This window comes from Streptomyces sp. NPDC001153 (assembly GCF_053598315.1).
The window spans coordinates 35,087-58,813 of record NZ_JBSFJZ010000039.1; the positions used below are offsets into that span (position 1 = coordinate 35,087).

Here is a 23,727-nt window from a genome sequence, read left to right on the forward strand (position 1 = left end):
GCCTAGAGCGGCAGGACCTCCACCGCCGAAGCCGCCTGCGCGGGCACCACCGGAAGGGCGATCTCCGCCTCCCTCTGCCGCGGAAGCGCCGCAGGCACAGGCAGCAGCGATCGCGGGCCCGAGACCACCGTGTAGTCCTGCCCCAGGAACGGCGGCTCGATCACCCCGGGATCCTCACCCAGAGCCAACTGCACGGCGGCCCAGGGCACGTTCACCCCGCACAAGGACACCTGGTGCAGGCCCCCGGAGGGCCTCGTGTTGACATCCAGCAGCACCGGCCGGTCGCCGAGCATGCGGAACTGGATGTTGGACAGGTGGTGCAGCCCGAAGCCCTCCGCGATCAGCCGGGCCGGCTCCAGCCACCGCTCGTCGAGCGTGAAGCCCCTGCGGCGGCCGTTCTTGGTGCGGCCCACCGCGAACCGCAGCCGGTTGTCGGGCCCGGTCAGGCAGTCGACCGACACCTCGGGCTGCTCCAGGCGCGGCATCACCAGCCAGTCCACCGGCCGCCCGGACCGCCGCAGCGCCTCGAGGACCAGGTCGAGCTGGACGTACGGGCCCGGGAACCCCTCGAGATGGGCGAGCGAGAACGGGGCGCGGGTGATCACCCGGAAGCCGACCCCGCCGGCACCGGCGGCCGGTTTGAAGCACGCCTTGTGCCCGGCCGCCTCCAACTCCTCCACGGCGGCGAGGAGTTCCTCGGCCGTGCGTACCCGCCACCACGGCGGCACCGGGACGCCCACCGAGCGGACCGCCTCGTACGCGGTCGCCTTGTCCTCGAACACGGCCACCGCCTCGGGCGTCGGCGCCAGCAGGGCCGTACCCGCCGCCGCGAACTCCGCACGGTGCCGCACGATCGCCGCCTGGTGCAGCCGGGGCACGAACACGTCGATGCCGCGCCGGGCGCACTGGTCGAGCGCGTACTCGACGTAGGCGGCCGGGGACAGGCCCTCCGGTTCCAGGTCGGCGGTGTCGGCGGCGGCCAGGACGGGGGAGTCGGGGTCTGCGTGCGTGGCATGGATCTCCACCGCGCGATCGCTGGGATTTCTGCGCAGCTGATCCATGAAGAACACGTTCTCCGCGTACGTGCGGTTGAGCCAGACGCGTACGCGAGAGAGCATGCAGGCCGCCTTTCACGGTTTTCGGGCAGGGCTCAGCGGCCCGTGCCCGGGCAGGAGGGAGGAAGGGACACCAAACAACCCCTGCGAAAAGGGAGGTTGGGGTGATGGTGTCGGGGCGATCATACGGCTTTCAAGAGCCCGCGCGTGCAACGCGGATGTTACGGATTTCCGGGACCCGTCCAGGAGGCTCGCCGGTCCCTTCCGGCCGGCTTCCGGCCCGCTGCCGGACCCCCGTGACACGGCGGCCGGGGATCCTCTTGTCTGGTTGTCCGGGAATGTGATCTCGTGGTCCCGGCGGAGGAAGATCGGAAGGGGTGTCGGGTGGAGTCTGAGGCCGGGGCCGGGCAGCTGCTGGCCATCAGCGACCTGCACATCGGCTATCCGGAGAACCGCGCCCTGGTCGAGGACATGCGGCCCGCCGGCGACGAGGACTGGCTGATCGTGGCCGGGGACATCGCCGAGACGGTGGCCGACATCCGGTGGACCCTGGAGCAGCTCGCCGGCCGTTTCCGCAAGGTGCTGTGGGTCCCCGGCAACCACGAACTGTGGACGCACCCGAAGGATCCGGTCACCCTGCGCGGCGTCGCCCGCTACGAGCACCTGGTCGGCCTGTGCCGCGAGCTGGGCGTCGTCACCCCCGAGGACCCCTACCCGGTCTGGCACGGCCCCGGCGGCCCGGTGGTCGTCGCCCCGCTGTTCCTGCTCTACGACTACTCGTTCCTGCCGCCCGGCTGCGCCACCAAGGCCGAGGGCCTGGCCTACGCCGAGAGCACGGGCGTGGTCTGCAACGACGAGTACCTGCTGCACCCCGATCCCTACCCGACCCGTGACGCCTGGTGCAGGGCGCGGGTCGCCGAGACCGAGCGCAGGCTCGCCGAGCTGCCCCCGGACCTGCCGGTCGTACCGGTCAACCACTATCCGCTGCACCGGCATCCCACCGAGGTGCTGTGGTACCCGGAGTTCGCCATGTGGTGCGGCACCCTGCTGACCGCCGACTGGCACCGCCGGTTCCGCGTGGCGACCATGGTCTACGGCCATCTGCACATCCCGCGCACCACCTGGCACGACGGAGTCCGCTTCGAGGAGGTCTCCGTAGGATATCCCCGTGAATGGCGCAAGCGCCCGGAGCCGCCGGGACGGCTGCGCCGCATCCTGCCGATGGAGGTCGGAACCGGTGATCGAGGAGCTGCTCCCGGAGTCGGTCGTGGCCGTGGAGGCACACGGTGACGACCCGCTGTGGGACGCCCCGCTCCACCCCGGGGAGGAAGCGCTCGTCGCACGGGCCCTGACCAAGCGCCGCCGCGAGTTCGCCGCCGCACGCGGCTGCGCCCGGCGCGCCATGGAGAAGCTCGGCGTGCCCGCGCAGTCCGTCCTCAGAGGCGAGCGGGGCGCGCCGCGCTGGCCGGCCGGCCTGATCGGCAGCATCACCCACTGCGACGGCTACTGCGCCGCCGCGCTGGCCCGGGCCGGCGATCTGGCCTCCCTCGGCATCGACGCCGAACCGCACGGGCCGCTCCCGGAGGAGGTCCGCCCAGCCGTCCACCTGCCCGCCGAGGCCGAGCGGTTCGCCCGGCTCTCGGACCGGCGGCCCGGCGTGCACTGGGACACGATCCTGTTCAGCGCCAAGGAGTCCGTCTACAAGGCGTGGTTCCCCCTGGCCCGCACCTGGCTGGACTTCTCCGAGGCCGACATCTTCCTCGACCCCGGCCCCGGCGACGAGCCGCACGGCACCCTGCGTGCCGAACTCCTCGTCCCCGGGCCCCGGGTCGGCGGCCGCCGGGTCCAGGTCTTCGACGGCCGGTGGGCCGTACGCGACGGAGTGGTCACCACCGCCGTGGTCGTCCCGCACTCCTGAGCCCCCGGCGGCGGCGCGCAGCGCCCGGCCCGCTCAGGCCGGCGGGCACCAGTCGCGCAGCAGCCGGAAGAACCGCTCCTCGTTGCCCGTGAGACCCGCGCGCTCCAGGGCCTGTTCCGCCTCGGCCAGCACGACGGGCGGCACCACGGCGGGCCGGCCGCCGTCCGGTGGCCCGTCGAAGACGGCGCGCACGGTGTGCAACAACCGCAGATAGGCCTGTACGGCGGTGCGCTCACGGTCGGTCAGTACGGCGGTGGGCATCGGTCGGCTCTCCCCGAGTAGGCGTCACGGTCGCGCGCGCTGCGGCGCACCTCTCCAGCTTGCCGCCCACCACTGACAACGCCGTCCGGCCGCGTCCCGGTTCGCCCGCTCAGCCGAGGCCGAATCCTTTCACCCCTGCGCCGCACGGCGGCCCCGGGCCCATCCTGTGGCCCGGACCGGCGTCAGCCCTGCGGTCCCGGATACCCCAGGGACGCTTCGATGCGCCCGGCCACGTCGTCGCGCTGCACCGGGCCGCGCAGGGCCGAACCTGCGAGCCAGGTGCGGCACTTGCTGGCCAGCAGCAGACCGAAGGTCTCGGCGTCCCGCTCCTCGGCGAGGTCGAAACGCGTCCGGGCCGCGACGCGCTGCACCGTGGCCTGGAGGGCCTCCTGGTCGGTGTCGTCGTGCAGCAGCCGCGTGGCCACGCCCACGCCGTCGACGTGGTGTTCGCGGTGGTCGGCCTGCATGTGCCACAGTTCGTGGCCCAGGATCACCAACTGGTGGTCCGGCGCGGTGCGTTCCTCCACGACGACGAGATCGCGGTCGGTCAGGTCCAGCCACAGGCCGCTCGCCGTGCCCGTCGGGAAGGCGGCGGCACGGAAGTGCACCGGGCGGCCCCGGCGGCGGCTCATCGCCTCGCACAGCGCGCCGTACAGCTCCCGCGGCGGCACCGGCGCGGGCAGCGCAAGACCGCCCACCAGCTCGTTGCACAGCCGGCGCATGTCCCTGCCGATGCCCACAGTCCTCCCCCGGCTCACGACTCGGGCCGTTTGACGCTCTCCAGGAGCATGTCGAGCCACTCCGCGACCTTGTCCCGGTGCTGGTCGGTGGGCAACTGCGCGGCCCGCCAGGCTATTCCGCGCACCCCGTGGTCCTGCAGCAGCCGCTCCAGCGGATCCTCCTCGGCCCCGGCGGCGGCCCGCTCCCGGTCGGCGAGCTTCGTCAGCAGCTCCTGCTCGGTGCGCTGCAGCGCGCCCGCCAGCGCCTCGGGGTCCTCCGCGGTGAGGAAGCCGGCGTGCACCCGGAAGAAACGCTGCAGCGCGTCGCAGTGCTCCATGGTCGGCCGCCGGTCGCCGTTGATGAGGGCGCCGGCCTGCTGCCGGGACATGCCCGCGCCGTCGGCGATCTCCTGCTGGGTGTACTTGCGGCCGTTGGGTTTCAGCCGGGTGCGCCGCAACAGGTCCAGGCGCTGCAGAAAGCGGGCCTGTACGTCCGGTTCGCCGGCGGGCCGGCCGGTGAGCAGGGCCTTGACCACCGGCTCCGGGACCCCGCAGGCCACGGAGAGCCGCCCGATGTCGAAGACCTCGGCGCGTGCCACGCCGAGCCGGTCGGCGAGTGCGGTGACGCGGGCGACGACGGCCGGCAGCTGGGCGGTCGCCGTGGCGCCCGGATCCTCGTAGCCATCCGTCACCGACAGAACTCCTACGTCTCTCGAGGGCTTCAGATGCGTCCGTGCTTCTGACGAGCGATCGCCGTGGACTTCCCGGAGACTAGCGGGTGTCTCGAACTCACATCCAGGTGTCGCCACAACTGTGGCGAATTTCAGCCGTCAACGAGCACAAAATGCCACGATAGTTGACACGGTCTTGTCGCGGGCCGCAGGATCACAGGGCCGCGTGAAGGCCGCAGAGGCAAGAGGGGTGACCTCCCGATGGCGCATCAGGCAGGAGGGCAGCGGCCGGCACCGCGGCCCGTCCCCGAGACCTTCGAGACCCAGGCGTATCTCCAGGACTACGCCCTACTGCTGGAGTCCCTCGCTTGCCCGTCCCTGGTCGTCGACCACCGCTGGGACGTCGTCATGGCCAACGGCGCGTTCGAGTCACTTTTCCGTGGCATGCGCCGGCAGGCGACGGCCATGCCCGGGGACAACTTCCTGCGGTTCGTCCTGTTCCATCCGGACGCGGCCGACGTCCTCGGCGAGCACGAACAGGGCTGGTGCCTGCCGATGCTGGCCCACTTCAAGGCCGCCCTCGAGGCATACGGTCACGATCACGAACTCCAGGCCGTCCGCCGGGACATCGCCCAGGACCCGCTCATGGAGGCCGCCTACCGCCAGGGCCTGCCGCACTGGATCCACGCCGTCGGCGAGCGCGCGACCCGGCTCGACGGGGCCGTCCGGCTGCTGCTCCACCCCGACCCGCGGCGCGGCCCCATCGAGTGCCGCATCGTCGAGGAGACACCGGAGGTCCTGCGCGACCTCGGCTACCGGCGCCTTTCGATGGTCCTGCGGGAGAACCGCCGGCCCGCCGCACCGGCCCGCCGTCCGCGCCGGTCCCGGGGCGCGGCGGCCCGTCTGACGGTCGTCCCGGCCCCCGAGAACTGACCCGGCACCGCCGGCGTTCAGGTCGCCGGCGGCGCCGGGTCGAAAGTGCCTGCGGCCCCGCATCCAGGCTTGAGGCATTCTTACGCAAGCCGCTTGCATGACTTGCGCTAGGCTTGCGCACATGACACGACGACTTGCGGAAGTGGCGAAGAAGGTCGGCGTCAGCGAAGCGACCGTCAGCCGGGTGCTCAACGGCAAACCCGGGGTCTCCGACGCGACCCGGCAGGCGGTGCTGACGGCGCTGGACGTCCTCGGTTACGAGCGCCCCACCCAGCTGCGCGGCGAACGCGCCCGGCTCGTCGGCCTGGTGCTGCCGGAGCTGCAGAACCCCATCTTCCCGGCGTTCGCCGAGGTCATCGGTGGCGCGCTGGCCCAGCTCGGCCTCACCCCGGTGCTGTGCACACAGACCAAGGGCGGCGTCTCGGAGGCGGACTACGTCGAACTGCTGCTGCAGCAGCAGGTCTCCGGCGTCGTCTTCGCCGGCGGCCTCTACGCGCAGGCGGACGCCCCGCACGATCACTACCGGCTGCTCGCCGAGCGCAACATCCCCGTCGTGCTGGTCAACGCGGCCATCGAACACCTCGGCTTCCCGGGCGTGTCCTGTGACGACGCCGTCGCCGTCGAGCAGGCGTGGCGGCATCTGGCCTCGCTCGGCCACGAGCGCATCGGGCTGGTCCTCGGCCCCGGTGACCACGTGCCCTCGGCGCGCAAGCTGGCCGCCGCGCGGGCGATCGCCGGAGACCTGCCGGAGGAGTTCGTCGCCCGGGCCATCTTCTCCATCGAGGGCGGTCACGCCGCCGCGTCCCGGCTGATCGACCGGGGTGTCACCGGCATCATCTGCGCCAGCGACCCGCTCGCGCTCGGCGCGGTCAGGGCCGCACGCCGCAAGGGGTACGGCGTGCCGGGGCGGATCTCGGTCGTCGGCTACGACGACTCGGCGTTCATGAACTGCACCGAGCCCCCGCTCACCACCGTCCGCCAGCCCATCGAGGCCATGGGGCGCGCGGCCGTCGAGTTGCTGAACGCGCAGATCGGCGGCACCGCCGTACCCGCCGAGGAGCTGCTGTTCGAGCCCGAGCTGGTGGTGCGCGGATCCACTGCGCAAGCCCCGCGCGACTGAGTTCCTGGCCGGGATCTCGAAGATCCACGACTCTGTCAAACAATTGCAGACTTCGCGCGACATCTTGCGTTCCGATGTCGGCGGTGCTTGAGTGTGCGGCGCCCACCGCTCCTGCCATGAGTTCCATCAGGGGGTCCACCGATGACAAGCACCGGGTTCCGCCGTACCTTCGTCGCGATCGGCGTCTGTTCCTCGCTCGCCCTGGCCGCCACCGCCTGCGGGTCGGGTGGCGGCGACTCGGCGAGCGGCAAGACCCGCATCACCGTCAACTGCGAACCGCCGAAAAGCGCCAAGGTCGACCGGACGTTCTTCGAGGAGGACCTCGCCTCCTTCGCGAAGCAGAACCCGGACACCGACGTCGTCGCGCACGACGCCTTCCCCTGCCAGGACCCGAAGACCTTCGACGCCAAGCTCGCCGGCGGTCAGATGGAGGACGTCTTCTACACGTACTTCACCGACGCCAGGCACGTCGTGGACATAGGCCAGGCGGCCGATCTCACGCCGTACCTGAAGGAGTTGAAGTCCTACGGCACCCTCCAGAAGCAGCTGCGGGACATCTACACCGTGGACGGAAAGGTCTACGGCATCCCGCGCACCGGATACAGCATGGGGTTGATCTACAACCGCAAGCTCTTCCAGAAGGCCGGCCTCGACCCGGACAAGCCCCCCACCACCTGGGACGAGGTCCGCGCCGACGCCAAGAAGATCGCCGCCCTCGGAGGCGGCACCGTCGGGTACGCCGACTACAGCGCCCAGAACCAGGGCGGCTGGCACTTCACCGCCGAGCTGTACTCACAAGGAGGCGACGTCGTCGGCGCCGACGGCAAGAAGGCCACCATCGACACCCCCGAGGGCCACGCCGTCCTGCAGAACCTGCACGACATGCGGTGGACCGACGCCTCCATGGGCAGCAAGCAGCTCCTCGTCATCAACGACGTGCAGCAGATGATGGGGTCGGGCAAGCTCGGCATGTATCTCTCCGCCCCCGACAACATCCCGATCCTGGTCAAGGAGAAGGGCGCGAACTACGACGACATCGCCATCGGCCCGATGCCCGGCGGCAAGGCCACGCTCATCGGCGGCGACGGCTACATGTTCAACAAGCACGACACGCCCGCCCAGATCCGGGCCGGCCTGAAATTGCTCGACCACATGTTCCTCACCCCCGGATCGGGCTTCCTCGGCGACTACGCCCGCGCCAAGCAGCACGACGCCCCGGTCGGCCTGCCCGAGCCGCGTCTGTTCACCGGCGCCGCCGACGCCAAGGACCAGCAGGTCAAGAAGGCCAACGCCAATGTCCCGGTGGAGAACTACCAGGCCTTCCTCGACGGCAACCAGCAGCTGACGATGAAGATCGAGCCGCCCGACGCCCAGCAGATCTACTCCGTCCTCGACTCGGCCGTCTCCGCCGTCCTCACCAACAAGGACGCCGACATCGACCAGCTCCTCAAGGACGCGTCCGGCAAGATCGACGGCATCCTGGCCCGGAGCTGACCGCCATGACGAAGACGGCCGAACGGCGGCCCGTGACGAAGGCCGCCGTCCACCCGGTCCCGGCGCCGCCCCCGGCAGGGGGCCGCAGGCGGCGCCGCCTCCTCGACCAGGCCCGCGCCTACGCCTTCCTGCTCGGCGGCCTGGTCTGCTTCGCCCTGTTCTCCTGGTACCCGGCGATCCGCGCGGTCGTCATCGCCTTCCAGAAGTACACGCCGGGCTCGAAGCCCGAGTGGGTCGGCACCGCCAACTTCACCCGCGTCCTGCACGACCCCGAGTTCAGCGCGGCCTGGCGCAACACCCTCACCTTCACCCTGCTGGCCCTGTTGATCGGCTTCGCGATCCCCTTCCTCCTCGCCCTCGTTCTCAACGAACTCCGGCACGCCAAGGCGTTCTTCCGGGTGGTCGTCTATCTGCCGGTGATGATCCCGCCGGTGGTCAGCGCCCTGCTGTGGAAGTGGTTCTACGACCCCGGAGCCGGCCTCGCCAACGAGGCGCTGCGCTTCCTGCACCTGCCGACGTCCAATTGGTCCAACGGCACCGACACCGCCCTGGTCTCCCTGGTGATCGTGGCGACCTGGGCCAACATGGGCGGCACCGTCCTCATCTACCTCGCCGCCCTCCAGTCCATCCCGGGCGAGCTGTACGAGGCCGCCGAACTGGATGGCGCCACCCTGTTCCAGCGCGTCCGCCACGTCACGGTCCCGCAGACCCGGTTCGTGATCCTGATGCTGATGCTCCTTCAGATCATCGCCACCATGCAGGTGTTCACCGAGCCGTTCGTCATCACCGGCGGCGGCCCGGAGAACGCCACGGTGACCGTGCTCTACCTCATCTACAAGTACGCCTTCCTCTACGACGACTTCGGCGGCGCCTGCGCCCTCAGCGTCATGCTCCTGGTCCTGCTCGGCGTCTTCTCCGCCGTCTACCTGCGGTTCACCCGCACCGAGGGGGACGGCGCATGAGCACCCGCACCCTGGTCTCCCCGGCCGCCCTCGCCCGCCCGCGCGGCAAGGCGGTCTACTGGACGGTGTTCACGGCCGTCGTCGTCCTCTTCGCGCTCGCGTTCCTCTTCCCGGTCTACTGGATGGTGACCGGCGCGATGAAGTCCCCGGACGAGGTGGCCCGGACCCCGCCGACGCTGATCCCCGAGCACTGGCATCTCGGCGGTTACACCGACGCCTGGGACCTGATGCAGCTGCCGCAGCACCTGTGGAACACGGTGGTGCAGGCGGCCGGCGCCTGGGCGTTCCAGCTGGTGTTCTGCACGGCCGCCGCCTACGCCCTGTCCAAGCTGAGACCGGCCTTCGGCAAGGTGGTCCTGGGCGGCATCCTGGCCACCCTCATGGTCCCGGCGCAGGCCCTGGTCGTACCGAAGTACCTCACGGTCGCCGACCTGCCGCTGATCCACACCAGCCTGCTCAACGACCCCCTCGGCATCTGGCTGCCGGCCGTCGCCAACGCCTTCAACCTCTATCTGCTCAAACGGTTCTTCGACCAGCTGCCGCGCGATGTGCTGGAAGCCGCCGAGATCGACGGCGCCGGCAGGCTGCGCATCCTGTGGTCGGTGGTGCTGCCCATGTCCCGGCCGGTGCTCGGCGTGGTGTCGATCTTCGCGCTGGTCGCCGTCTGGCAGGACTTCCTGTGGCCGCTGATGGTCTTCTCCGACACCGACAAGCAGCCCATCAGCGTGGCCCTGGTCCAGCTGTCGCAGAACATCCAGCTCACCGTGCTCATCGCCGCGATGGTGATCGCCAGCATCCCGATGGTGGCGCTGTTCCTCGTCTTCCAGCGGCACATCATCGCCGGGATCAGCGCGGGCAGCACCAAGGGCTGACGCGCCGCACCGCCTCACCGAAGGCGCCGCACCGCCTCACAGAAAGGTCAAGCTCCGTGGGACAGCCCACCCATGCCCTGAAGGACCGCGACTGGTGGCGCTCGGCCGTCATCTACCAGGTGTACGTCCGCAGCTTCGCGGACGGCGACGGCGACGGCACCGGTGACCTCGCGGGCGTCCGCGCCCGGCTGCCGTACCTCGCCGAACTCGGCGTGGACGCCCTGTGGTTCACCCCCTGGTACCTGTCGCCGCTGAAGGACGGCGGCTACGACGTCGCCGACTACCGGACCATCGACCCGGCCTTCGGCACCCTCGCCGAGGCGGAGAAGCTCATCGCGGAAGCACGAGAGCTGGGCATCCGGACCATCGTCGACATCGTGCCCAACCACGTCTCCGACCAGCACCCCTGGTTCCGCGCCGCGCTCGCCGCCGGGCCCGGCAGCCCGGAACGCGAGCTGTTCCACTTCCGCCCCGGACGCGGCGCACACGGCGAACTCCCGCCCAACGACTGGCCGTCGCAGTTCGTCGGCTCCACCGAACCGGTGTGGACCCGCCTGCCCGACGGCGACTGGTACCTGCACCTGTTCACACCCGAGCAACCGGACCTCAACTGGGCCCACCCGGCGGTCCGCCAGGAGCACGAGGACATCCTGCGGTTCTGGTTCGAGCGGGGCGCCGCCGGCGTCCGCATCGACTCCGCCGCCCTGCTCGCCAAGGACCCGGCCCTGCCCGACCTCGCCTCCCACCCCGACCCGCACCCCTTCGTCGACCGCGACGAACTCCACGACGTCTACCGTTCCTGGCGGCGGGTTGCGGACGAGTACGACGGCGTCTTCGTCGGCGAGGTCTGGCTCCCCGACCCCGAACGCTTCGCCCGCTACCTGCGCCCCGACGAACTCCACACCGCCTTCAACTTCTCCTTCCTGTCCTGCCCCTGGGACCCCGGCCGGCTGCGCGCCTCGATCGACACCACCCTCGCCGAGCACGCCCCCGTCGGCGCCCCGGCCACCTGGGTGCTGTGCAACCACGACGTCACGCGCACGGTCACCCGCTACGGCCGCGAGGACACCGGGTTCGACTTCGCCGCCAAGGCCTTCGGCACGCCGACCGACCTGGCGCTCGGGACCCGGCGGGCCCGCGCGGCCGCCCTGCTGTCGCTGGCCCTGCCCGGCGCGGTGTACCTCTACCAGGGGGAGGAGCTGGGGCTGCCGGAGGCCGGGATACCGGTCGAGCGGATACAGGACCCGATGTACTTCCGGTCGCAGGGAGCCGACCCCGGCCGGGACGGCTGCCGGGTACCGCTGCCGTGGGCCGCCGACATGCCGTACGCGGGGTTCGGTTCACAGCAGGAGCCGTGGCTGCCGCAACCGGTCGACTGGAGCTCGTACGCGGTCGACCGGCAACAGCGTGACCCGGACTCCATGCTCACCCTCTACCGCCAGGCCATCGCCGCCCGCCCCCTCTTCGGCGGCGGCCCGCTGACCTGGCTGCCCACCCCCGGCGGCGTCCTCGCCTTCACCCGCGCCGAGGGCATGACCTGCATGGTCAACCTCGCGCCCACCCCTGCCGAGCTTCCCCGACACTCCCACCTCATGCTCGCCAGCGGCCCGTTGGACGACAAGGGCCGACTGCCGCAGGACACGGCGGTCTGGCTGCGGAGCTGAGCCGCCGACGCACCGCGCCATCCCCCCACCCCCACTCCGAAGGGATCAGCACATGCCAAGCACCACGGTCAGATCTGTCAGGAGCATGCCAGTCATTGCGGTCGCTGTGGCTCTCGCCGCCGGCATGCTCGTCGCCGTCGCGCCCGCCGCCCACGCGGCCGCCGGCGCCGCCCTCCCCTTCACCTCGGTGGAGGCGGAGTCGGCGACCACCACCGGCACCAGGATCGGCCCCGACTACACCCAGGGCACGCTCGCCTCCGAGGCCTCGGGACGGCAGGCCGTGCGCCTCACCTCCGGACAGCGCGTCGAGTTCACGGCGCCCCAGGCCGCCAACGCCGTGAACCTCGCCTACAGCGTCCCCGACGGCCAGTCCGGCACGCTCAACGTGTACGTCAACGGGGTCAGGCTCGCGAAGACCCTGACCGTCACCTCCAGGTACTCCTACATCGACACCGGCTGGATCCCCGGCGCCAAGCAGCATCACTTCTTCGACGACGCGCGCCTGATGCTCGGCCAGAACATCCAGGCGGGCGACAAGGTCGCCTTCGAGTCGACCGGCACCCAGGTCACCGTCGACGTGGCCGACTTCGAGCAGGTCGCCGCGCCCGCCGCCCAGCCCGCCGGCTCGGTGTCCGTGGTCTCCAAGGGCGCCGACCCCAGCGGCAACGGCGACTCCACCCAGGCCTTCCGCGACGCCATCGCCGCCGCCCAGGGCGGAACGGTGTGGATCCCACCGGGGGACTACAAGATCACCTCGTCCCTCAGCGGAGTGCAGAACGTGACGCTCCAGGGCGCCGGCAGCTGGTACTCGGTGGTGCACACCTCCCGGTTCATCGACCAGTCCAGCTCCTCCGGAAACGTCCACATCAAGGACTTCGCGGTCATCGGCGAGGTCACCGAGCGCGTCGACTCCAGCCCCGACAACTTCGTCAACGGCTCCCTCGGCCCGAACTCCTCCGTCTCCGGCATGTGGATCCAGCACATGAAGTGCGGCATGTGGCTGATGGGCAACGACGACAACCTGGTGGTGGAGAACAACCGCATCCTCGACACCACCGCCGACGGCATCAACCTCAACGGCACCGCCAGGGGCGTCGTCGTCCGCGACAACTTCCTGCGCAACCAGGGTGACGACGCGCTCGCCATGTGGTCGCTGTACTCGCCGGACACCGACTCCAGCTTCGAGAACAACACGATCTCGCAGCCCAACCTCGCCAACGGCATCGCGATCTACGGCGGCACCGACATCTCGGTGAAGAACAACCTGATCTCCGACACCAACGCCCTCGGCAGCGGTATCGCGATCTCCGACCAGAAGTTCATGGACCCCTTCTCTCCGCTGTCGGGCACCATCACGGTCGACGGCAACACGCTGGTGCGCACCGGCGCGATGAACCCCAACTGGAACCATCCGATGGGCGCGCTGCGCGTCGACTCCTACGACAGCGCGATCGACGCCACCGTGAACATCACGAACACCACGATCACCGACAGCCCCTACAGCGCCTTCGAGTTCGTCTCCGGCGGCGGACACGGCTACCCGGTCCGGAACGTCAACGTGACGGGCGCGACCGTGCGGAACACCGGGACGGTCGTCGTCCAGGCCGAGGCGCAGGGCGCGGCCACCTTCAGGAACGTCACCGCCACCCAGGTCGGCGCCGCCGGCATCTACAACTGCCCCTATCCGGCGAACTCCGGCCCGTTCACGCTCACCGACGGCGGCGGCAACTCCGGCTGGTCGAGCACCTGGTCGGACTGCTCCACCTGGCCCCAGCCCGGCCAGGGCAACCCCGACCCCGACCCGAACCGCAACCTGGCCAAGGGCCGGCCGGCCTCCGCGACCGGCTCCCAGGACGTCTACACGCCCGGCGAGGCGGTCGACGGTGACGCGAGCTCCTACTGGGAGTCCACCAACAACGCCTTCCCGCAGTCCTGGACGGTCGACCTCGGCTCGTCCTACGCCGTACGCCGCCTGGTGCTGAAGCTGCCGCCGTCCTCGGCCTGGGGTGCCCGCACCCAGACCATCACCGTGCTCGGCAGCACCGACGGCTCCACCTACTCCACCGTCGTCGGCGCGCAGGGCTACCGCTTCGACCCGGCCACCGGCAACACGGCCACCGTGTCCCTGCCGAGCAGCACGAACCTGCGGTACCTCCGCCTCACCGTCAGCGCCAACACGGGCTGGCCCGCCGGGCAGTTCAGTGAGGTGGAGGCGTACCTGACGTCCTGATCCAGGACCGGGTCACAGATCCAGCACCAGACGGGCGCCCCGGCTCCGGGACACGCAGATCATCATCGTGTCGCCCGCCGACCGCTCCTCCTCGGTGAGGACCGAGTCCCGGTGGTCCGGGGCGCCCTCCAGCACATCGGTCTCGCAGGTGCCGCACGTCCCCTCCGTGCAGGAGTACAGCACCTCGACCCCGGCGCCGCGCACGGCGTCCAGCACGGACACCTCCGGCGGCACGGTTAGGGTCCGGCCGCTGCGGGCGAGCACGACCTCGAACTCCTCGGGGCCGCCTGCCGGTTGCTCCTTCGGCCGGAACCGCTCCACCCGCAGCACCCCGGCCGGGCAGCGCCCCTCGACGGCGTCCAGCAGGGGCCCCGGACCGCAGCAGTACACCAGGGTGCCCCCGGGCAGGTCGTCCAGCGCCGGGCCCAGGTCCAGCAGGCCGGTCTCGTCCTGCGGGGCGAGGGTCACCCGGTCGCCGTAGCGTGTCAGCTCGCCCGTGAAGGCCATGGACGAGCGGGTGCGTCCGCCGTAGAGCAGCGTCCAGTCGGCGCCCGCCCGTTCGGCCGCCGCGAGCATCGGCAGGATCGGGGTGATGCCGATACCGCCGGCGATGAACCGGTAGCGGGGCGCGGGCTCCAGCCGGAAGCGGTTGCGCGGCCCGCGCACCCGTACCTTGGTGCCCTCGCCGACCTGCTCATGCACCTGGGCCGACCCTCCCCGCCCGGCGGGTTCGCGCAGCACCGCGATCCGCCACGCCGACCGGTCCGCCGGATCCCCGCACAGCGAGTACTGCCGCTCCAGCCCCGGCCCGAGCAGCAGATCCACATGGGCGCCGGGTTCCCAGCCGGGCAGCTCACGGCCGAGCGGATCCCGCAAGGTCAGGGCAAGCACTCCTGTGGCGGCGAACTCCCTTGCGGTTACGGTGAGTTCGAGTTGGGTCATCGTACGGCCGCTTCGCTGTCGTGCCCTTCGGGATGCCGGGGCATCCACTCCCGGATCCCGGGGCTCACCGGACCTCCTCGACGGGCTTGTCGCCCTCCTCGACCAGACGGGCCAGGATGCGGCGCGCGGCCAGACCGCCGGTGTCGATGTCGATGCTCAGCTCCTGGTAGCCGGTGCGCTCGGTGCCGAGGGTGCGCTGCAGCAGATTGAGCGCGTCCACGTCCTGCATGACGACGGTGTGGTTGTTGGCCCGCAGGAACTCGGTGACCTCGGCGTCCTCGGTCGCCCAGTCCCGGGACACCGCCCAGAAGTCGTACACCGTGCCGTCGGCCGACGGCGTGATCGCGTAGGTGATCTCGGTGTGGAAGCCCTGTGGGTCGCTGCCGTCCGGCTCCGGTACGACGCCCACCGGGGCGATCCGGCTGTGCAGCAGATACAGGCAGGGCGCGTGGTACTCGACGTCCTGCCAGCGGGTGATCCGGCCCTCGATGCCGGTCGAACGGGCGTAGAACGAGGGGCACTCGGCGTCGTCCATGTGCCGGCTCACCCGGACCACGCCCGCGCCCTCGTCCACCTCGGTGGTGATGGGGGTCTCGGCGACCTCGGGGGTGCCGATGTAGCCGCCGTGCAGATACGTCTCGTGGGACAGGTCGAGGAGGTTGTCGACGAGCAGGCCGTAGTCGGCGTCGATCGGCTCCATGCCGCGCACGGTGGTCCAGCCGGGGGAGTCCAGGTGCCGGGCCCGGGGGATGGTCTGCGGGTCGGCGAGTGCCGGGTCGCCGATCCACACCCAGATGAGCGAGTCCTGTTCCACCACCGGGTAGGAGGCGACGCGCGCCGTGCGCGGGATGCGTTTCTGGCCCGGTACGTACACGCAGGCGCCGGTGCGGTCGTAGGTGAAACCGTGGTAACCGCAGACGACCAGGTCGCCGTCCAGGCCGCTCGAGGAGAGCGGGTAGCGGCGGTGGACGCACCGGTCGTGCAGGGCGACCGGGGTGCCGTCCTCCTCGGCGCGGTAGAGGACGAGCGGCTCACCGAGGATCGTCCGGCCGAGCAACTCGCGCCCGATCTCCTCGCCGTAGGCGGCGACGTACCACTGGTTCCGCGCGAAAGCGGTCATGTGCGGCATGGCTGCGGCTCCCGTCTGTGGGTGGTGGCCACATCGTCGGGAGGCGCCGCGCGCCGCACAATGCCGGCTTCCGCCTGACGGAAGCCTTCTTCGACGGCGCTGAGCTCCCGGCCCGCCCGGGTCGTCCGTGTGTGGCCGATTCGGCACCACACGGACCGCCGACCTTCACACGGGCGCCACCAGACCCTTCCCTGACGTTTGTTGCTCTTGGAACACTCGCTCCGCGCAGATTCCGTCATTCGAGCGGCATCACGTACGTCAGGACGAGAGGACCCTCAGACCCATGGCCGAAGTCAACCGGCGCCGTTTCCTCCAACTCGCGGGCGCCACCACGGCGTTCACCGCGCTGTCCAGCAGCATCCAGCGCGCCGCCGCCCTGCCCGCGCTGCATCGCACCGGGACGGTCAAGGACGTCGAGCACATCGTCGTCCTCATGCAGGAGAACCGTTCCTTCGACCACTACTTCGGCACGCTCCGCGGCGTCCGCGGCTTCGGCGACCCCCGTTCCGTCTCCCAGAACGGCAAGTCCGTCTGGAAGCAGTCCGACGGCACCAAGGACATCCTGCCCTTCCACCCGGACGCCGACGACCTGGGCCTCGCGTTCATCCAGGACCTCCCGCACGGCTGGCAGGACACGCACGCCGCCTTCAACGGGGGCAAGTACGACAAGTGGGTGCCGGCCAAGGGCACCACGACCATGGCGCACCTGACCCGCGACGACATACCGTTCCACTACGCCCTCGCGGACGCCTTCACCATCTGCGACGCCTACCACTGCTCGTTCATGGGCTCGACCGACCCGAACCGCTACTACATGTGGACCGGGTACGTCGGCAACGACGGCCAGGGCGGCGGCCCGGTGCTCGGCAACGACGAGAAGGGCTACGGCTGGACGACGTACCCCGAGCGCCTGGAGAAGGCCGGGGTCTCCTGGAAGATCTACCAGGACGTCGGCGACGGCCTCGACGCGAACGGCGGCTGGGGCTGGATCCAGGACGCCTACCGCGGCAACTACGGCGACAACGCCCTGCTGTACTTCAACCAGTACCGCGACGCCAAGCCCGGCGACCCGCTGTACGACAAGGCCCGCACCGGCACCGACGCACGCAAGGGCGAGGGCTTCTTCGACCAGCTGAAGGCCGACGTCAAGGCGGGAAGGCTGCCGCAGGTCTCCTACGTCGTCGCCCCCGAGGCCTTCACCGAGCACCCCAACTGGCCCGCCAACTACGGCGCCTGGTACGTCTCGCAGGTCCTCGACGCCCTCACCTCCAACCCCGAGGTCTGGGGCAGGACCGCGCTGTTCATCACCTACGACGAGAACGACGGCTTCTTCGACCACGTCATACCGCCCTTCCCGCCGGCCTCCGGCGCCCAGGGCAAGTCGACCGTGGACCCCTCCCTCGACCTGTACAAGGGCGACGCGAGCCACGTCGCCGGCCCGTACGGGCTCGGCCAGCGGGTGCCGATGCTGGTCGTCTCCCCGTGGAGCAAGGGCGGTTACGTCTGCTCCGAGACCTTCGACCACACCTCGATCATCCGGTTCATCGAGCGCCGCTTCGGTGTACAGGAGCCGAACATCTCGCCCTGGCGCCGCGCCGTCGTCGGCGACCTGACCAGCGCCTTCGACTTCTCCCGCAAGGACACCAAGCCGGTCGCGCTGCCGTCCACGGCCGCCTATGAGCCGCCGGACCACAACCGGCACCCCGACTACGTGCCCAAGCCCCCCGCCCGCCCCGCCCTGCCCAAGCAGGAGCGCGGCCACCGGCCCACCCGTCCGCTGAAGTACGTCCCGGTGGTGGACGGTTCCGCGGACACCGCGGCCGGTACCCTCACGCTCACGTTCGCCTCGGGGGCACACGCGGGCGCCTCCTTCCTGGTGACCTCCGGCAACCGCACCGACGGCCCCTGGACCTACACCACCGCGGCCGGCAAGTCCCTGACCGACACCTGGAACTCGGCCTACTCCGGCGGTGTGCACGACCTCGCCGTGCACGGCCCCAACGGGTTCCTCCGCGTCTTCAAGGGCAGGGGCAAGGCCGCGGGACCGGAGGCGACCGCGCGGCACGTGGGCGACGACCTGGAACTCACCTTTACCAACAAGGCGTCCGGCACGGTGAAGCTGAAGGTCGTGAGCGGTTATGGCGGGGCCCCGGCGACGGTGACCGTACGGCCCGGCGCGACCGTGAAGCACACCGTGGACCTCACGGCGAGCAAGCGCTGGTACGACGTGACGGTCACCTGCGACGCCGACCCGGCCTTCCTGCGCGGCTTCGCCGGCCACGTCGAGAACGGTCACCCCGGCGTCAGCGACCCGGCGATCGCCGCGGAGTGAACGGGCGATGAACACCGCTCCGTGCGGACTGGTCAGGTACCGGTCATATCAGGGTAGTGTGCCCCGGTGACCACGCAATCGAACACTCCGGCAGGCTGGTACCCGGATCCGCACGGAGCACCGCAGACGCTCCGCTACTGGGACGGCGCGCAGTGGACCCAGCACACCAACCCGGCACAGCAGCCCGCCGGTCAGGTTCCGCAGCAGCAGGCCGTCCCCCAGCAGCAGGCCGCTCCGCAGCAGTTCGGGGCCCCGCAGGCGCAGGCCGTCGACCCCAAGGTGCAGCGCCAGGTGCAGCAGCAGGCCGGGGTCGCGGCCGGCGGTCCCGGCGGCGGCACCCTCTTCACCGAGCCGGTCCTGGTCGTGAACCAGAAGGCCAAGCTGATCGAGGTGACCAACGAGTACAAGGTCATGGATCAGAACGGCCGGGACATCGGCTCGGTCACCGAGGTCGGGCAGGGCGTACTGCGGAAGATCTTCCGCTTCATCTCCAACTGGGACCAGTTCCTGACCCACAAGCTGGAGATCCGCGACGCCTACGGCCAGCCGCAGCTGCTGCTGACCCGGCCCGCGAAGATCTTCAAGTCCCGGGTGATCGTGACGCGGCCGGACGGCTCGCCCGTCGGCGAGATCGTCCAGCAGAACATGATCGGGAAGATCAACTTCGCGATGAACGCGAACGGCCAGCAGGTCGGCGCGATCAAGGCGGAGAACTGGCGGGCGTGGAACTTCGCGATCGTCGACCACGCGGACAACGAGGTCGCCCGGATCACCAAGACCTGGGAGGGCCTCGCCAAGACGCTCTTCACGACCGCGGACAACTATGTCCTGCAGATCCACTACCAGCTGCCCGAGCCGCTGCTGAGCCTCGTGGTGGCGACGGCCCTGACCGTCGACACCGCCCTCAAGCAGGACTCGCGGGGCTTGAACTGAACAGGGCCCCGACGGGGGAGAAGAGGCACGGGGAGCATGGCAACGGCGGCCGGTGCGCGCGAGGTTCGCGGGCACCGGCCGCCGCTGTGTGTCCTCACAGTGCCGTGAGCTGTCCGGGCTGTTCCGGCTGCCGCGGCACCAGGGCCGGTTCGGCGGTCGCCGTACCGGGCCGCAGAGCCAGTACGGCGGCCATGGGACGGTCGTGGTCCTCGGGCACCGGGCCGGGCGCGACCCGGGTGAGCAGGACCACGCCCCAGGAGGCCAGGCCCGCTCCGGCGAGGGCCAGCAGCACGCCGGCCGGGCCGCCCTGGAGGCCCTGGCCGAGCAGGGTGAGGCCGATGACCGCGGCGGCCACCGGGTTGGCGAGGGTGACCACGGCCAGCGGCGCGCCGAGGCCGCCGCGGTAGGCGGTCTGGGACAGCAGAAGCCCGCCGACGGCGAACGCGGCGACGAGTACGGCGACCACGAGGACCTCCGTGCCCAGGACCGGGGCCGTGCGGCCCGTGGCCGCCACGGTCACCGTCTGGGTCAGCGCCGAGGCGACACCGGAGGCGAAGCCGGACGCCGTGGCGTGCCGGAGGCCCGGCCGGGCGCCGGGCCAGGAGAGCACGCCGATCGCGGCGGCGGTCGTACCGGCGACGGCCAGTGCCTCGGTCAGCGACAGCACCCGCGCGGGCGCCGGACCGGAGGCGGTGACGAGCAGCGCGGCGAGCCCGAGCAGCGTCAGCGCCGTACCGCGCCACTCCACCGCGCTGACCCGGCGCCCGGCCGCCCGCGCGCCGAGCGGTAGGGCCGCCACCAGGGTGAGCGCGCCCAGCGGCTGGACGAGGGTGAGCGGGCCGTACTTGAGGGCGATGACGTGCAACAGGGCGGCGCCCGCGTTCAGGCCGACCGCCGACCACCAGGCGCCGGTGCCGAGCAGTCGCAGCAGGCCGGTGCCGGTGGTGCGGACGGCGAGGCGTTCCTGGGCGACGGCGGCCAGCGCGTAGGCGATCGCCGAGACGAGGGAGAGGGCGACGGCGATCACCGCGGCCGCGCTCATCGGCCCGCTCCCGCCAGGACGTGCTCGCGCGGCACGGGCCTTGCGGCGCCGCGCCGCGCCGGGCCGGCGGTGCCGGCCGTCCGGTGCGGCGGACGGATCGCGGCGAGGGCGATGCCGAGCATGGCCGTCGCGACGATCGCGTCGAGCCAGTAGTGGTTCGCCGTGCCCACGATCACCAGCAGGGTGATCACCGGGTGCAGCAGCCACAGCCAGCGCCACCGCGACCGCGTGGCCACGATCAGCCCGACCGCCACCATCAGCGCCCAGCCGAAGTGCAGGGACGGCATCGCCGCGAACTGGTTGGACAGGTGGTCGCTGGACGGCGGGCCGTACACGGACGGGCCGTACCGGCGGGCGGTGTCCACCAGGCCGGTACCGGTCAGCATCCGCGGCGGGGCCAGCGGGAACGTGAACGGCAGCACCAGCGCGGCCGCGGTCACGACCGCGAGGACCCGGCGGGCCCACACGTAGTGCGCGGGCCGTCTGAGGTACAGCCAGACGAGGAAGGCCAGCGTCGCCGGGAAGTGGACGCTGGCGTAGTAGCCGTTCGCCAGGTGGACGAGGGTGTCGCCGTGCAGCAGTGCGGACTGCACGTCGTTCTCGTGGGGGAGATCCAGCGCCCGCTCCAGGTCCCACACGCGGTGGGCGTTGCGGAAGGCGTTCGCGGTGTGTCCGGTGGCCAGCTGCCGGCCGAGCTTGTAGACGAGGAAGAGCCCTGCGACCAGCAGAAGCTCACGTATGAGTGCCGGGCGCGCTGTCGCGTCCGGCGGCTCCGCTGCTGCCTCTGCAGGCTCGGTTCGGGCATTCATCCCCCGGCCCCTTCGCTGACGGTGGTGCGTGTGGTGGTGCGGTCGAGTCCCGCCCCCGGGCCGGAACTGATCGATACGTCATCGTACCGATACGTCAGTGTACCGATACGGTCGAGTACCGGTACACTTGCGTATCGGTTGATGTACGACACACTGGAGACAGGGTCCGACGGGCCGCTATAGCGAGACCTGAACGGGGCATGTGCCCAGGACCCAGCCGGACACGAGTGAGGGGAAGGACCGCATGACGTCGCAGGCCGCGGACGAACCGGAGACGGTCGCCGCCTCGCGCCGCTCCAAGATCACGCCCGAGCGTGAGCGGGAGTTCTTCGACGCCGTGCTGGACCAGATCCGCGAATGCGGCTACGAGTCCGTCACCATGGAGGGCGTCGCCGCCAGCACCCGGTGCAGCAAGTCCACGCTCTACCGGCAGTGGAAGACCAAACCCCAGTTCGTCGCGGCCGCACTGCGCGCCAGCCGCCGGGTGCGGTTCGCCGGCATCGACACCGGATCGCTCGCCGAGGACCTGCGCCAGGCAGCGCGGGCCGCGGGGGACTGGTCGGGCAAGGACACCAAGCTGCTGCAGGCGCTGGGGCACGCGGTGACGGCGGACCACGAGCTGGCCCAGGCGCTGCGCGAGGCGCTCGTGTATCCGGAGATCGCCGCGCTGCAGGAGATGCTCGCGCGGGGCGTCGCCCGGGGCGAGGTCCGGGCCGACCACCCGGCGCTGGAGTACATCCCGGCCATGATGTTCGGCGTGCTGCGCGTGCGGCCGGTGCTCAGCGGCCAGTACGCCGACGGCGACTATCTCACCCGGTTCGTGGAGGCCACCGTGCTGCCCGCGCTCGGGCTGACATGAGACCCAGGCCGCCGTTCACGGGATGACTGAACGGCGACCTGCCGGCGCCGCACCGTGGGGACGGGGGCGGCGCGCACCCCCGGCCGGGTGGGGCTCCTCTTGAGCGGAGGGGAGCCCCACCCGGCCGCACTCGTGTCCCGGCGGCCGTGGACCGGACCATGTCCCGGCGGCCGCGGATCAGACGTCCTGGCCGTTCCCGCTGCCGGTCGACACCTTGATCCCCTTGAGGATCTCGTCGATGACGGCCGTCTTCTGCCCGACGTCGATGCCGAAGCGCACCACCACGATCTGCTTGGTGTCGTCGGGCGAGGGGAAGGCGACCGACTCGACATACCCGTCGGCGCCCTTGCTGGTGACCGCCTTCCAGCGCACCATGTACCCCTTCTGCCCGGCCACCGTGACCGCGCCCGAGCCCAGCTCCTGGTGCGAGGTGATGCTGCCGTAGGTGGTGCCGCCGTAGGACTGCTTGGCGTTGGCCGCGATGTCCGCCTTGGCGACCTGCTCGGCCGTGTCGCCCTTGAGGCCGAGAGCCTGGGCGGGAGCCGAGTAGGCGCCGCCCGAGGTGCAGTTCTGGGCGGAGTTGCCCGGACACTTGTAGGAGTCGTCGGAGGTGACCTGCGCGCCGACGCTGATCGTCTGCCCGGTCCAGCCCTGCGGCACCGGCAGGCTGATGCCGTTGACCGGGTCCGGCACCGTGCCGCCGCCCTTGACCTTGGGTGCCTCGGACTGGCCCGGCGACGGCGAGTCCCCACCGGACCCGCCCTGACCGCCGGAGCCGCCGCCCGGCCCGCCCTGGCCGCCGTCCTGTCCGCCCGTGGCGCCCTGCTGCGACCCGGCCCGGTCGGTGGTGCTGCCGACGGGATTCCTGGCCAGGGCCCACACGCCGACCCCGATGCTCGCCAGGACCACGGTCGCCGCGGCGACGGCTATACCCGTGCGCAGGGCGCGCCGGGACCGGGCCTGAGGCGGGGCGGGGTAGCCCGGATACGCCGGATACCCGGGCTGCGCGCCGTAGGCGGGGGGAGTCGCGGGCGCCGCCGGGTACACCGGCTGCGGGCCGCCGGCCGGCGGCGGCTGCGTCGGGGGACCCCACGTGGCGGCCGTCCCGGCGGGGCGGGTCTGGTCCGTCCAGGCCTTGCCGTCCCACCAGCGCTCGGTGGGCGGACCGTCGTTCGTCTGCCCGGGGTCGGGGTACCACCCGGGGGGAGTCACCTGCGTCATGACCCCACCGTATGAGGCGACAGTGAAAGTGTGATGAGAGGATCCGCCGCCAATCGACCGGACCGGACATTTCGCCGCCGGGATTTTTCTCACCCCCTCGGTACGGCCACCGCTCACCTCCCTGTCACGACGCCCGGCCCGCGCACCGCCGCCGCCGGCGGCCCGGCCCGGCCGGTCTCGAAGTCCGTCCCGTCCCACGCGGCCGGGCAGGAGATGCCGCCGACGTCCGTGTGGACGCACGCAAGTCCGCAACCGGCCGACCACCAGCCGATGTTGACGCCCCGTCCGCTGCTGACCGGCTGTTCGGGCCGGGTGCGCGTCGCCTGCCCGCACCCACGTTCACCCGCCGGGGCAACAGGTGCCCCGACCGGCCACCACACGCCCCACCGGACGGCTACGCTCAAGGTCTGTACGTCATTCGGGCGACCTGGGGAGGTAACGGGATGACGGAGGGACGGCCGCCGACGGCCGCCTCGGCTTCCCTGTGGGAGCGGGACGCGGAGATCGCCACCGTCGCACAGGCACTCGAGCTCCTGTGCGCCGACCAGTCGACCCCGGGGA

21 protein-coding genes are annotated in these 23,727 nt (G+C 71.3%); 12 read left to right on the forward strand and 9 right to left on the reverse strand.

The window, feature by feature from the left end; genetic code table 11:
• Positions 1 to 2: 2 nt before the first annotated feature.
• Positions 3 to 1,118 (reverse strand): ATP-grasp domain-containing protein, encoded by a 1,116-nt coding sequence (locus tag ACWDEN_RS35180; RefSeq protein WP_351603227.1) that lies wholly within the window; start codon positions 1,116 to 1,118, stop codon positions 3 to 5.
• Positions 1,119 to 1,439: 321 nt separating this feature from the next.
• On the opposite strand from ACWDEN_RS35180, the gene ACWDEN_RS35185 reads away from it, so the two are divergent.
• Both ACWDEN_RS35185 and ACWDEN_RS35190 read left to right on the forward strand, forming a co-directional pair.
• Complete coding sequence (locus tag ACWDEN_RS35185) at positions 1,440 to 2,345, forward strand: metallophosphoesterase family protein (RefSeq protein WP_450861949.1); 906 nt, start codon at positions 1,440 to 1,442, stop codon at positions 2,343 to 2,345.
• The gene (locus tag ACWDEN_RS35190; RefSeq protein WP_450861951.1) at positions 2,293 to 2,973 is read left to right on the forward strand and encodes a 4'-phosphopantetheinyl transferase family protein; all 681 of its coding nucleotides are present in this window, start codon (positions 2,293 to 2,295) and stop codon (positions 2,971 to 2,973) included. Before ACWDEN_RS35185 ends, ACWDEN_RS35190 begins: the two co-directional genes overlap by 53 nt.
• Positions 2,974 to 3,006: 33 nt before the next feature.
• On the opposite strand, the gene ACWDEN_RS35195 is transcribed toward ACWDEN_RS35190, so the two are convergent.
• From ACWDEN_RS35195 to ACWDEN_RS35205, 3 genes are all read right to left on the reverse strand, one after another.
• Positions 3,007 to 3,234 (reverse strand): hypothetical protein, encoded by a 228-nt coding sequence (locus ACWDEN_RS35195; protein ID WP_351603232.1) that lies wholly within the window; start codon positions 3,232 to 3,234, stop codon positions 3,007 to 3,009.
• 182 nt (positions 3,235 to 3,416) lie between these two features.
• On the reverse strand, positions 3,417 to 3,956 hold the full coding sequence (locus ACWDEN_RS35200) for a toxin-antitoxin system, toxin component (protein WP_450862019.1): 540 nt from the start codon (positions 3,954 to 3,956) through the stop codon (positions 3,417 to 3,419).
• Positions 3,957 to 3,988: 32 nt separating this feature from the next.
• Positions 3,989 to 4,645, reverse strand: a complete 657-nt coding sequence (locus ACWDEN_RS35205) for a helix-turn-helix domain-containing protein (protein ID WP_351603235.1) — start codon at positions 4,643 to 4,645, stop codon at positions 3,989 to 3,991.
• A gap of 240 nt (positions 4,646 to 4,885) precedes the next feature.
• On the opposite strand from ACWDEN_RS35205, the gene ACWDEN_RS35210 reads away from it, so the two are divergent.
• From ACWDEN_RS35210 to ACWDEN_RS35240, 7 genes are all read left to right on the forward strand, one after another.
• Positions 4,886 to 5,557, forward strand: coding sequence for an MmyB family transcriptional regulator (locus ACWDEN_RS35210; protein ID WP_351603237.1), 672 nt, complete (start codon positions 4,886 to 4,888; stop codon positions 5,555 to 5,557).
• Positions 5,558 to 5,678: 121 nt separating this feature from the next.
• Entirely contained in the window at positions 5,679 to 6,677 is a 999-nt protein-coding gene (locus ACWDEN_RS35215; RefSeq protein WP_351603239.1) for a LacI family DNA-binding transcriptional regulator, read from the forward strand.
• Between the two features lie 141 nt (positions 6,678 to 6,818).
• Positions 6,819 to 8,171, forward strand: coding sequence for an ABC transporter substrate-binding protein (locus tag ACWDEN_RS35220; RefSeq protein WP_450861954.1), 1,353 nt, complete (start codon positions 6,819 to 6,821; stop codon positions 8,169 to 8,171).
• Positions 8,172 to 8,176: 5 nt separating this feature from the next.
• Positions 8,177 to 9,133, forward strand: coding sequence for a carbohydrate ABC transporter permease (locus ACWDEN_RS35225; RefSeq protein ID WP_450861956.1), 957 nt, complete (start codon positions 8,177 to 8,179; stop codon positions 9,131 to 9,133).
• Entirely contained in the window at positions 9,130 to 10,005 is an 876-nt protein-coding gene (locus ACWDEN_RS35230; protein ID WP_450861958.1) for a carbohydrate ABC transporter permease, read from the forward strand. Before ACWDEN_RS35225 ends, ACWDEN_RS35230 begins: the two co-directional genes overlap by 4 nt.
• A 56-nt stretch (positions 10,006 to 10,061) precedes the next feature.
• Positions 10,062 to 11,669, forward strand: a complete 1,608-nt coding sequence (locus ACWDEN_RS35235; protein ID WP_450861960.1) for a glycoside hydrolase family 13 protein — start codon at positions 10,062 to 10,064, stop codon at positions 11,667 to 11,669.
• A 52-nt stretch (positions 11,670 to 11,721) separates the two neighbouring features.
• A complete protein-coding gene (locus tag ACWDEN_RS35240; RefSeq protein ID WP_450861962.1) occupies positions 11,722 to 13,899 on the forward strand; it encodes a discoidin domain-containing protein in 2,178 nt (725 codons plus the stop codon).
• A gap of 12 nt (positions 13,900 to 13,911) precedes the next feature.
• On the opposite strand, the gene ACWDEN_RS35245 is transcribed toward ACWDEN_RS35240, so the two are convergent.
• Together ACWDEN_RS35245 and ACWDEN_RS35250 are read right to left on the reverse strand one after the other, a co-directional pair.
• The gene (locus ACWDEN_RS35245; RefSeq protein WP_450861964.1) at positions 13,912 to 14,841 is read right to left on the reverse strand and encodes a PDR/VanB family oxidoreductase; all 930 of its coding nucleotides are present in this window, start codon (positions 14,839 to 14,841) and stop codon (positions 13,912 to 13,914) included.
• A gap of 64 nt (positions 14,842 to 14,905) precedes the next feature.
• A complete protein-coding gene (locus ACWDEN_RS35250) occupies positions 14,906 to 15,970 on the reverse strand; it encodes a Rieske 2Fe-2S domain-containing protein (protein ID WP_450861966.1) in 1,065 nt (354 codons plus the stop codon).
• A gap of 283 nt (positions 15,971 to 16,253) precedes the next feature.
• Between ACWDEN_RS35250 and ACWDEN_RS35255 the strand changes: the two genes are divergently transcribed.
• Together ACWDEN_RS35255 and ACWDEN_RS35260 are read left to right on the forward strand one after the other, a co-directional pair.
• On the forward strand, positions 16,254 to 18,302 hold the full coding sequence (locus ACWDEN_RS35255; protein ID WP_351603253.1) for a phosphocholine-specific phospholipase C: 2,049 nt from the start codon (positions 16,254 to 16,256) through the stop codon (positions 18,300 to 18,302).
• 66 nt (positions 18,303 to 18,368) lie between these two features.
• Positions 18,369 to 19,235 (forward strand): phospholipid scramblase-related protein, encoded by an 867-nt coding sequence (locus ACWDEN_RS35260; RefSeq protein ID WP_450861968.1) that lies wholly within the window; start codon positions 18,369 to 18,371, stop codon positions 19,233 to 19,235.
• 94 nt (positions 19,236 to 19,329) lie between these two features.
• Here ACWDEN_RS35260 and ACWDEN_RS35265 read toward each other — a convergent pair whose 3' ends face one another.
• Both ACWDEN_RS35265 and ACWDEN_RS35270 read right to left on the reverse strand, forming a co-directional pair.
• Positions 19,330 to 20,277: a hypothetical protein gene (locus ACWDEN_RS35265; protein ID WP_450861970.1), complete on the reverse strand. Its 948-nt coding sequence runs from the start codon at positions 20,275 to 20,277 to the stop codon at positions 19,330 to 19,332.
• Entirely contained in the window at positions 20,274 to 21,086 is an 813-nt protein-coding gene (locus ACWDEN_RS35270; RefSeq protein WP_450861972.1) for a phosphatase PAP2 family protein, read from the reverse strand. The genes ACWDEN_RS35265 and ACWDEN_RS35270 overlap by 4 nt, the downstream gene beginning before the upstream one ends.
• A 244-nt stretch (positions 21,087 to 21,330) precedes the next feature.
• On the opposite strand from ACWDEN_RS35270, the gene ACWDEN_RS35275 reads away from it, so the two are divergent.
• Positions 21,331 to 21,945 carry a TetR/AcrR family transcriptional regulator gene (locus tag ACWDEN_RS35275; RefSeq protein ID WP_351603260.1) on the forward strand — a complete coding sequence of 205 codons (615 nt, stop codon included), beginning with the start codon at positions 21,331 to 21,333 and terminating at the stop codon, positions 21,943 to 21,945.
• A 177-nt stretch (positions 21,946 to 22,122) separates the two neighbouring features.
• Here the strand turns inward: ACWDEN_RS35275 and ACWDEN_RS35280 are convergent, their stop codons facing one another.
• Complete coding sequence (locus ACWDEN_RS35280) at positions 22,123 to 23,166, reverse strand: DUF2510 domain-containing protein (protein ID WP_351603262.1); 1,044 nt, start codon at positions 23,164 to 23,166, stop codon at positions 22,123 to 22,125.
• Between the last annotated feature and the right edge of the window lie 561 nt (positions 23,167 to 23,727).

Coding starts and splice junctions, on each gene's coding strand:
- ACWDEN_RS35180 (WP_351603227.1), bottom strand. CDS start 1,118: ATGCTCTCTCGCGTACGCGTCTGGCTCAACCGCACGTACGCGGAGAAC.
- ACWDEN_RS35195 (WP_351603232.1), bottom strand. CDS start 3,234: ATGCCCACCGCCGTACTGACCGACCGTGAGCGCACCGCCGTACAGGCC.
- ACWDEN_RS35200 (WP_450862019.1), bottom strand. CDS start 3,956: ATGCGCCGGCTGTGCAACGAGCTGGTGGGCGGTCTTGCGCTGCCCGCG.
- ACWDEN_RS35210 (WP_351603237.1), top strand. CDS start 4,886: ATGGCGCATCAGGCAGGAGGGCAGCGGCCGGCACCGCGGCCCGTCCCC.
- ACWDEN_RS35215 (WP_351603239.1), top strand. CDS start 5,679: ATGACACGACGACTTGCGGAAGTGGCGAAGAAGGTCGGCGTCAGCGAA.
- ACWDEN_RS35220 (WP_450861954.1), top strand. CDS start 6,819: ATGACAAGCACCGGGTTCCGCCGTACCTTCGTCGCGATCGGCGTCTGT.
- ACWDEN_RS35225 (WP_450861956.1), top strand. CDS start 8,177: ATGACGAAGACGGCCGAACGGCGGCCCGTGACGAAGGCCGCCGTCCAC.
- ACWDEN_RS35230 (WP_450861958.1), top strand. CDS start 9,130: ATGAGCACCCGCACCCTGGTCTCCCCGGCCGCCCTCGCCCGCCCGCGC.
- ACWDEN_RS35240 (WP_450861962.1), top strand. CDS start 11,722: ATGCCAAGCACCACGGTCAGATCTGTCAGGAGCATGCCAGTCATTGCG.
- ACWDEN_RS35245 (WP_450861964.1), bottom strand. CDS start 14,841: ATGACCCAACTCGAACTCACCGTAACCGCAAGGGAGTTCGCCGCCACA.
- ACWDEN_RS35250 (WP_450861966.1), bottom strand. CDS start 15,970: ATGCCGCACATGACCGCTTTCGCGCGGAACCAGTGGTACGTCGCCGCC.
- ACWDEN_RS35255 (WP_351603253.1), top strand. CDS start 16,254: ATGGCCGAAGTCAACCGGCGCCGTTTCCTCCAACTCGCGGGCGCCACC.
- ACWDEN_RS35265 (WP_450861970.1), bottom strand. CDS start 20,277: ATGAGCGCGGCCGCGGTGATCGCCGTCGCCCTCTCCCTCGTCTCGGCG.
- ACWDEN_RS35270 (WP_450861972.1), bottom strand. CDS start 21,086: ATGAATGCCCGAACCGAGCCTGCAGAGGCAGCAGCGGAGCCGCCGGAC.
- ACWDEN_RS35275 (WP_351603260.1), top strand. CDS start 21,331: ATGACGTCGCAGGCCGCGGACGAACCGGAGACGGTCGCCGCCTCGCGC.
- ACWDEN_RS35280 (WP_351603262.1), bottom strand. CDS start 23,166: ATGACGCAGGTGACTCCCCCCGGGTGGTACCCCGACCCCGGGCAGACG.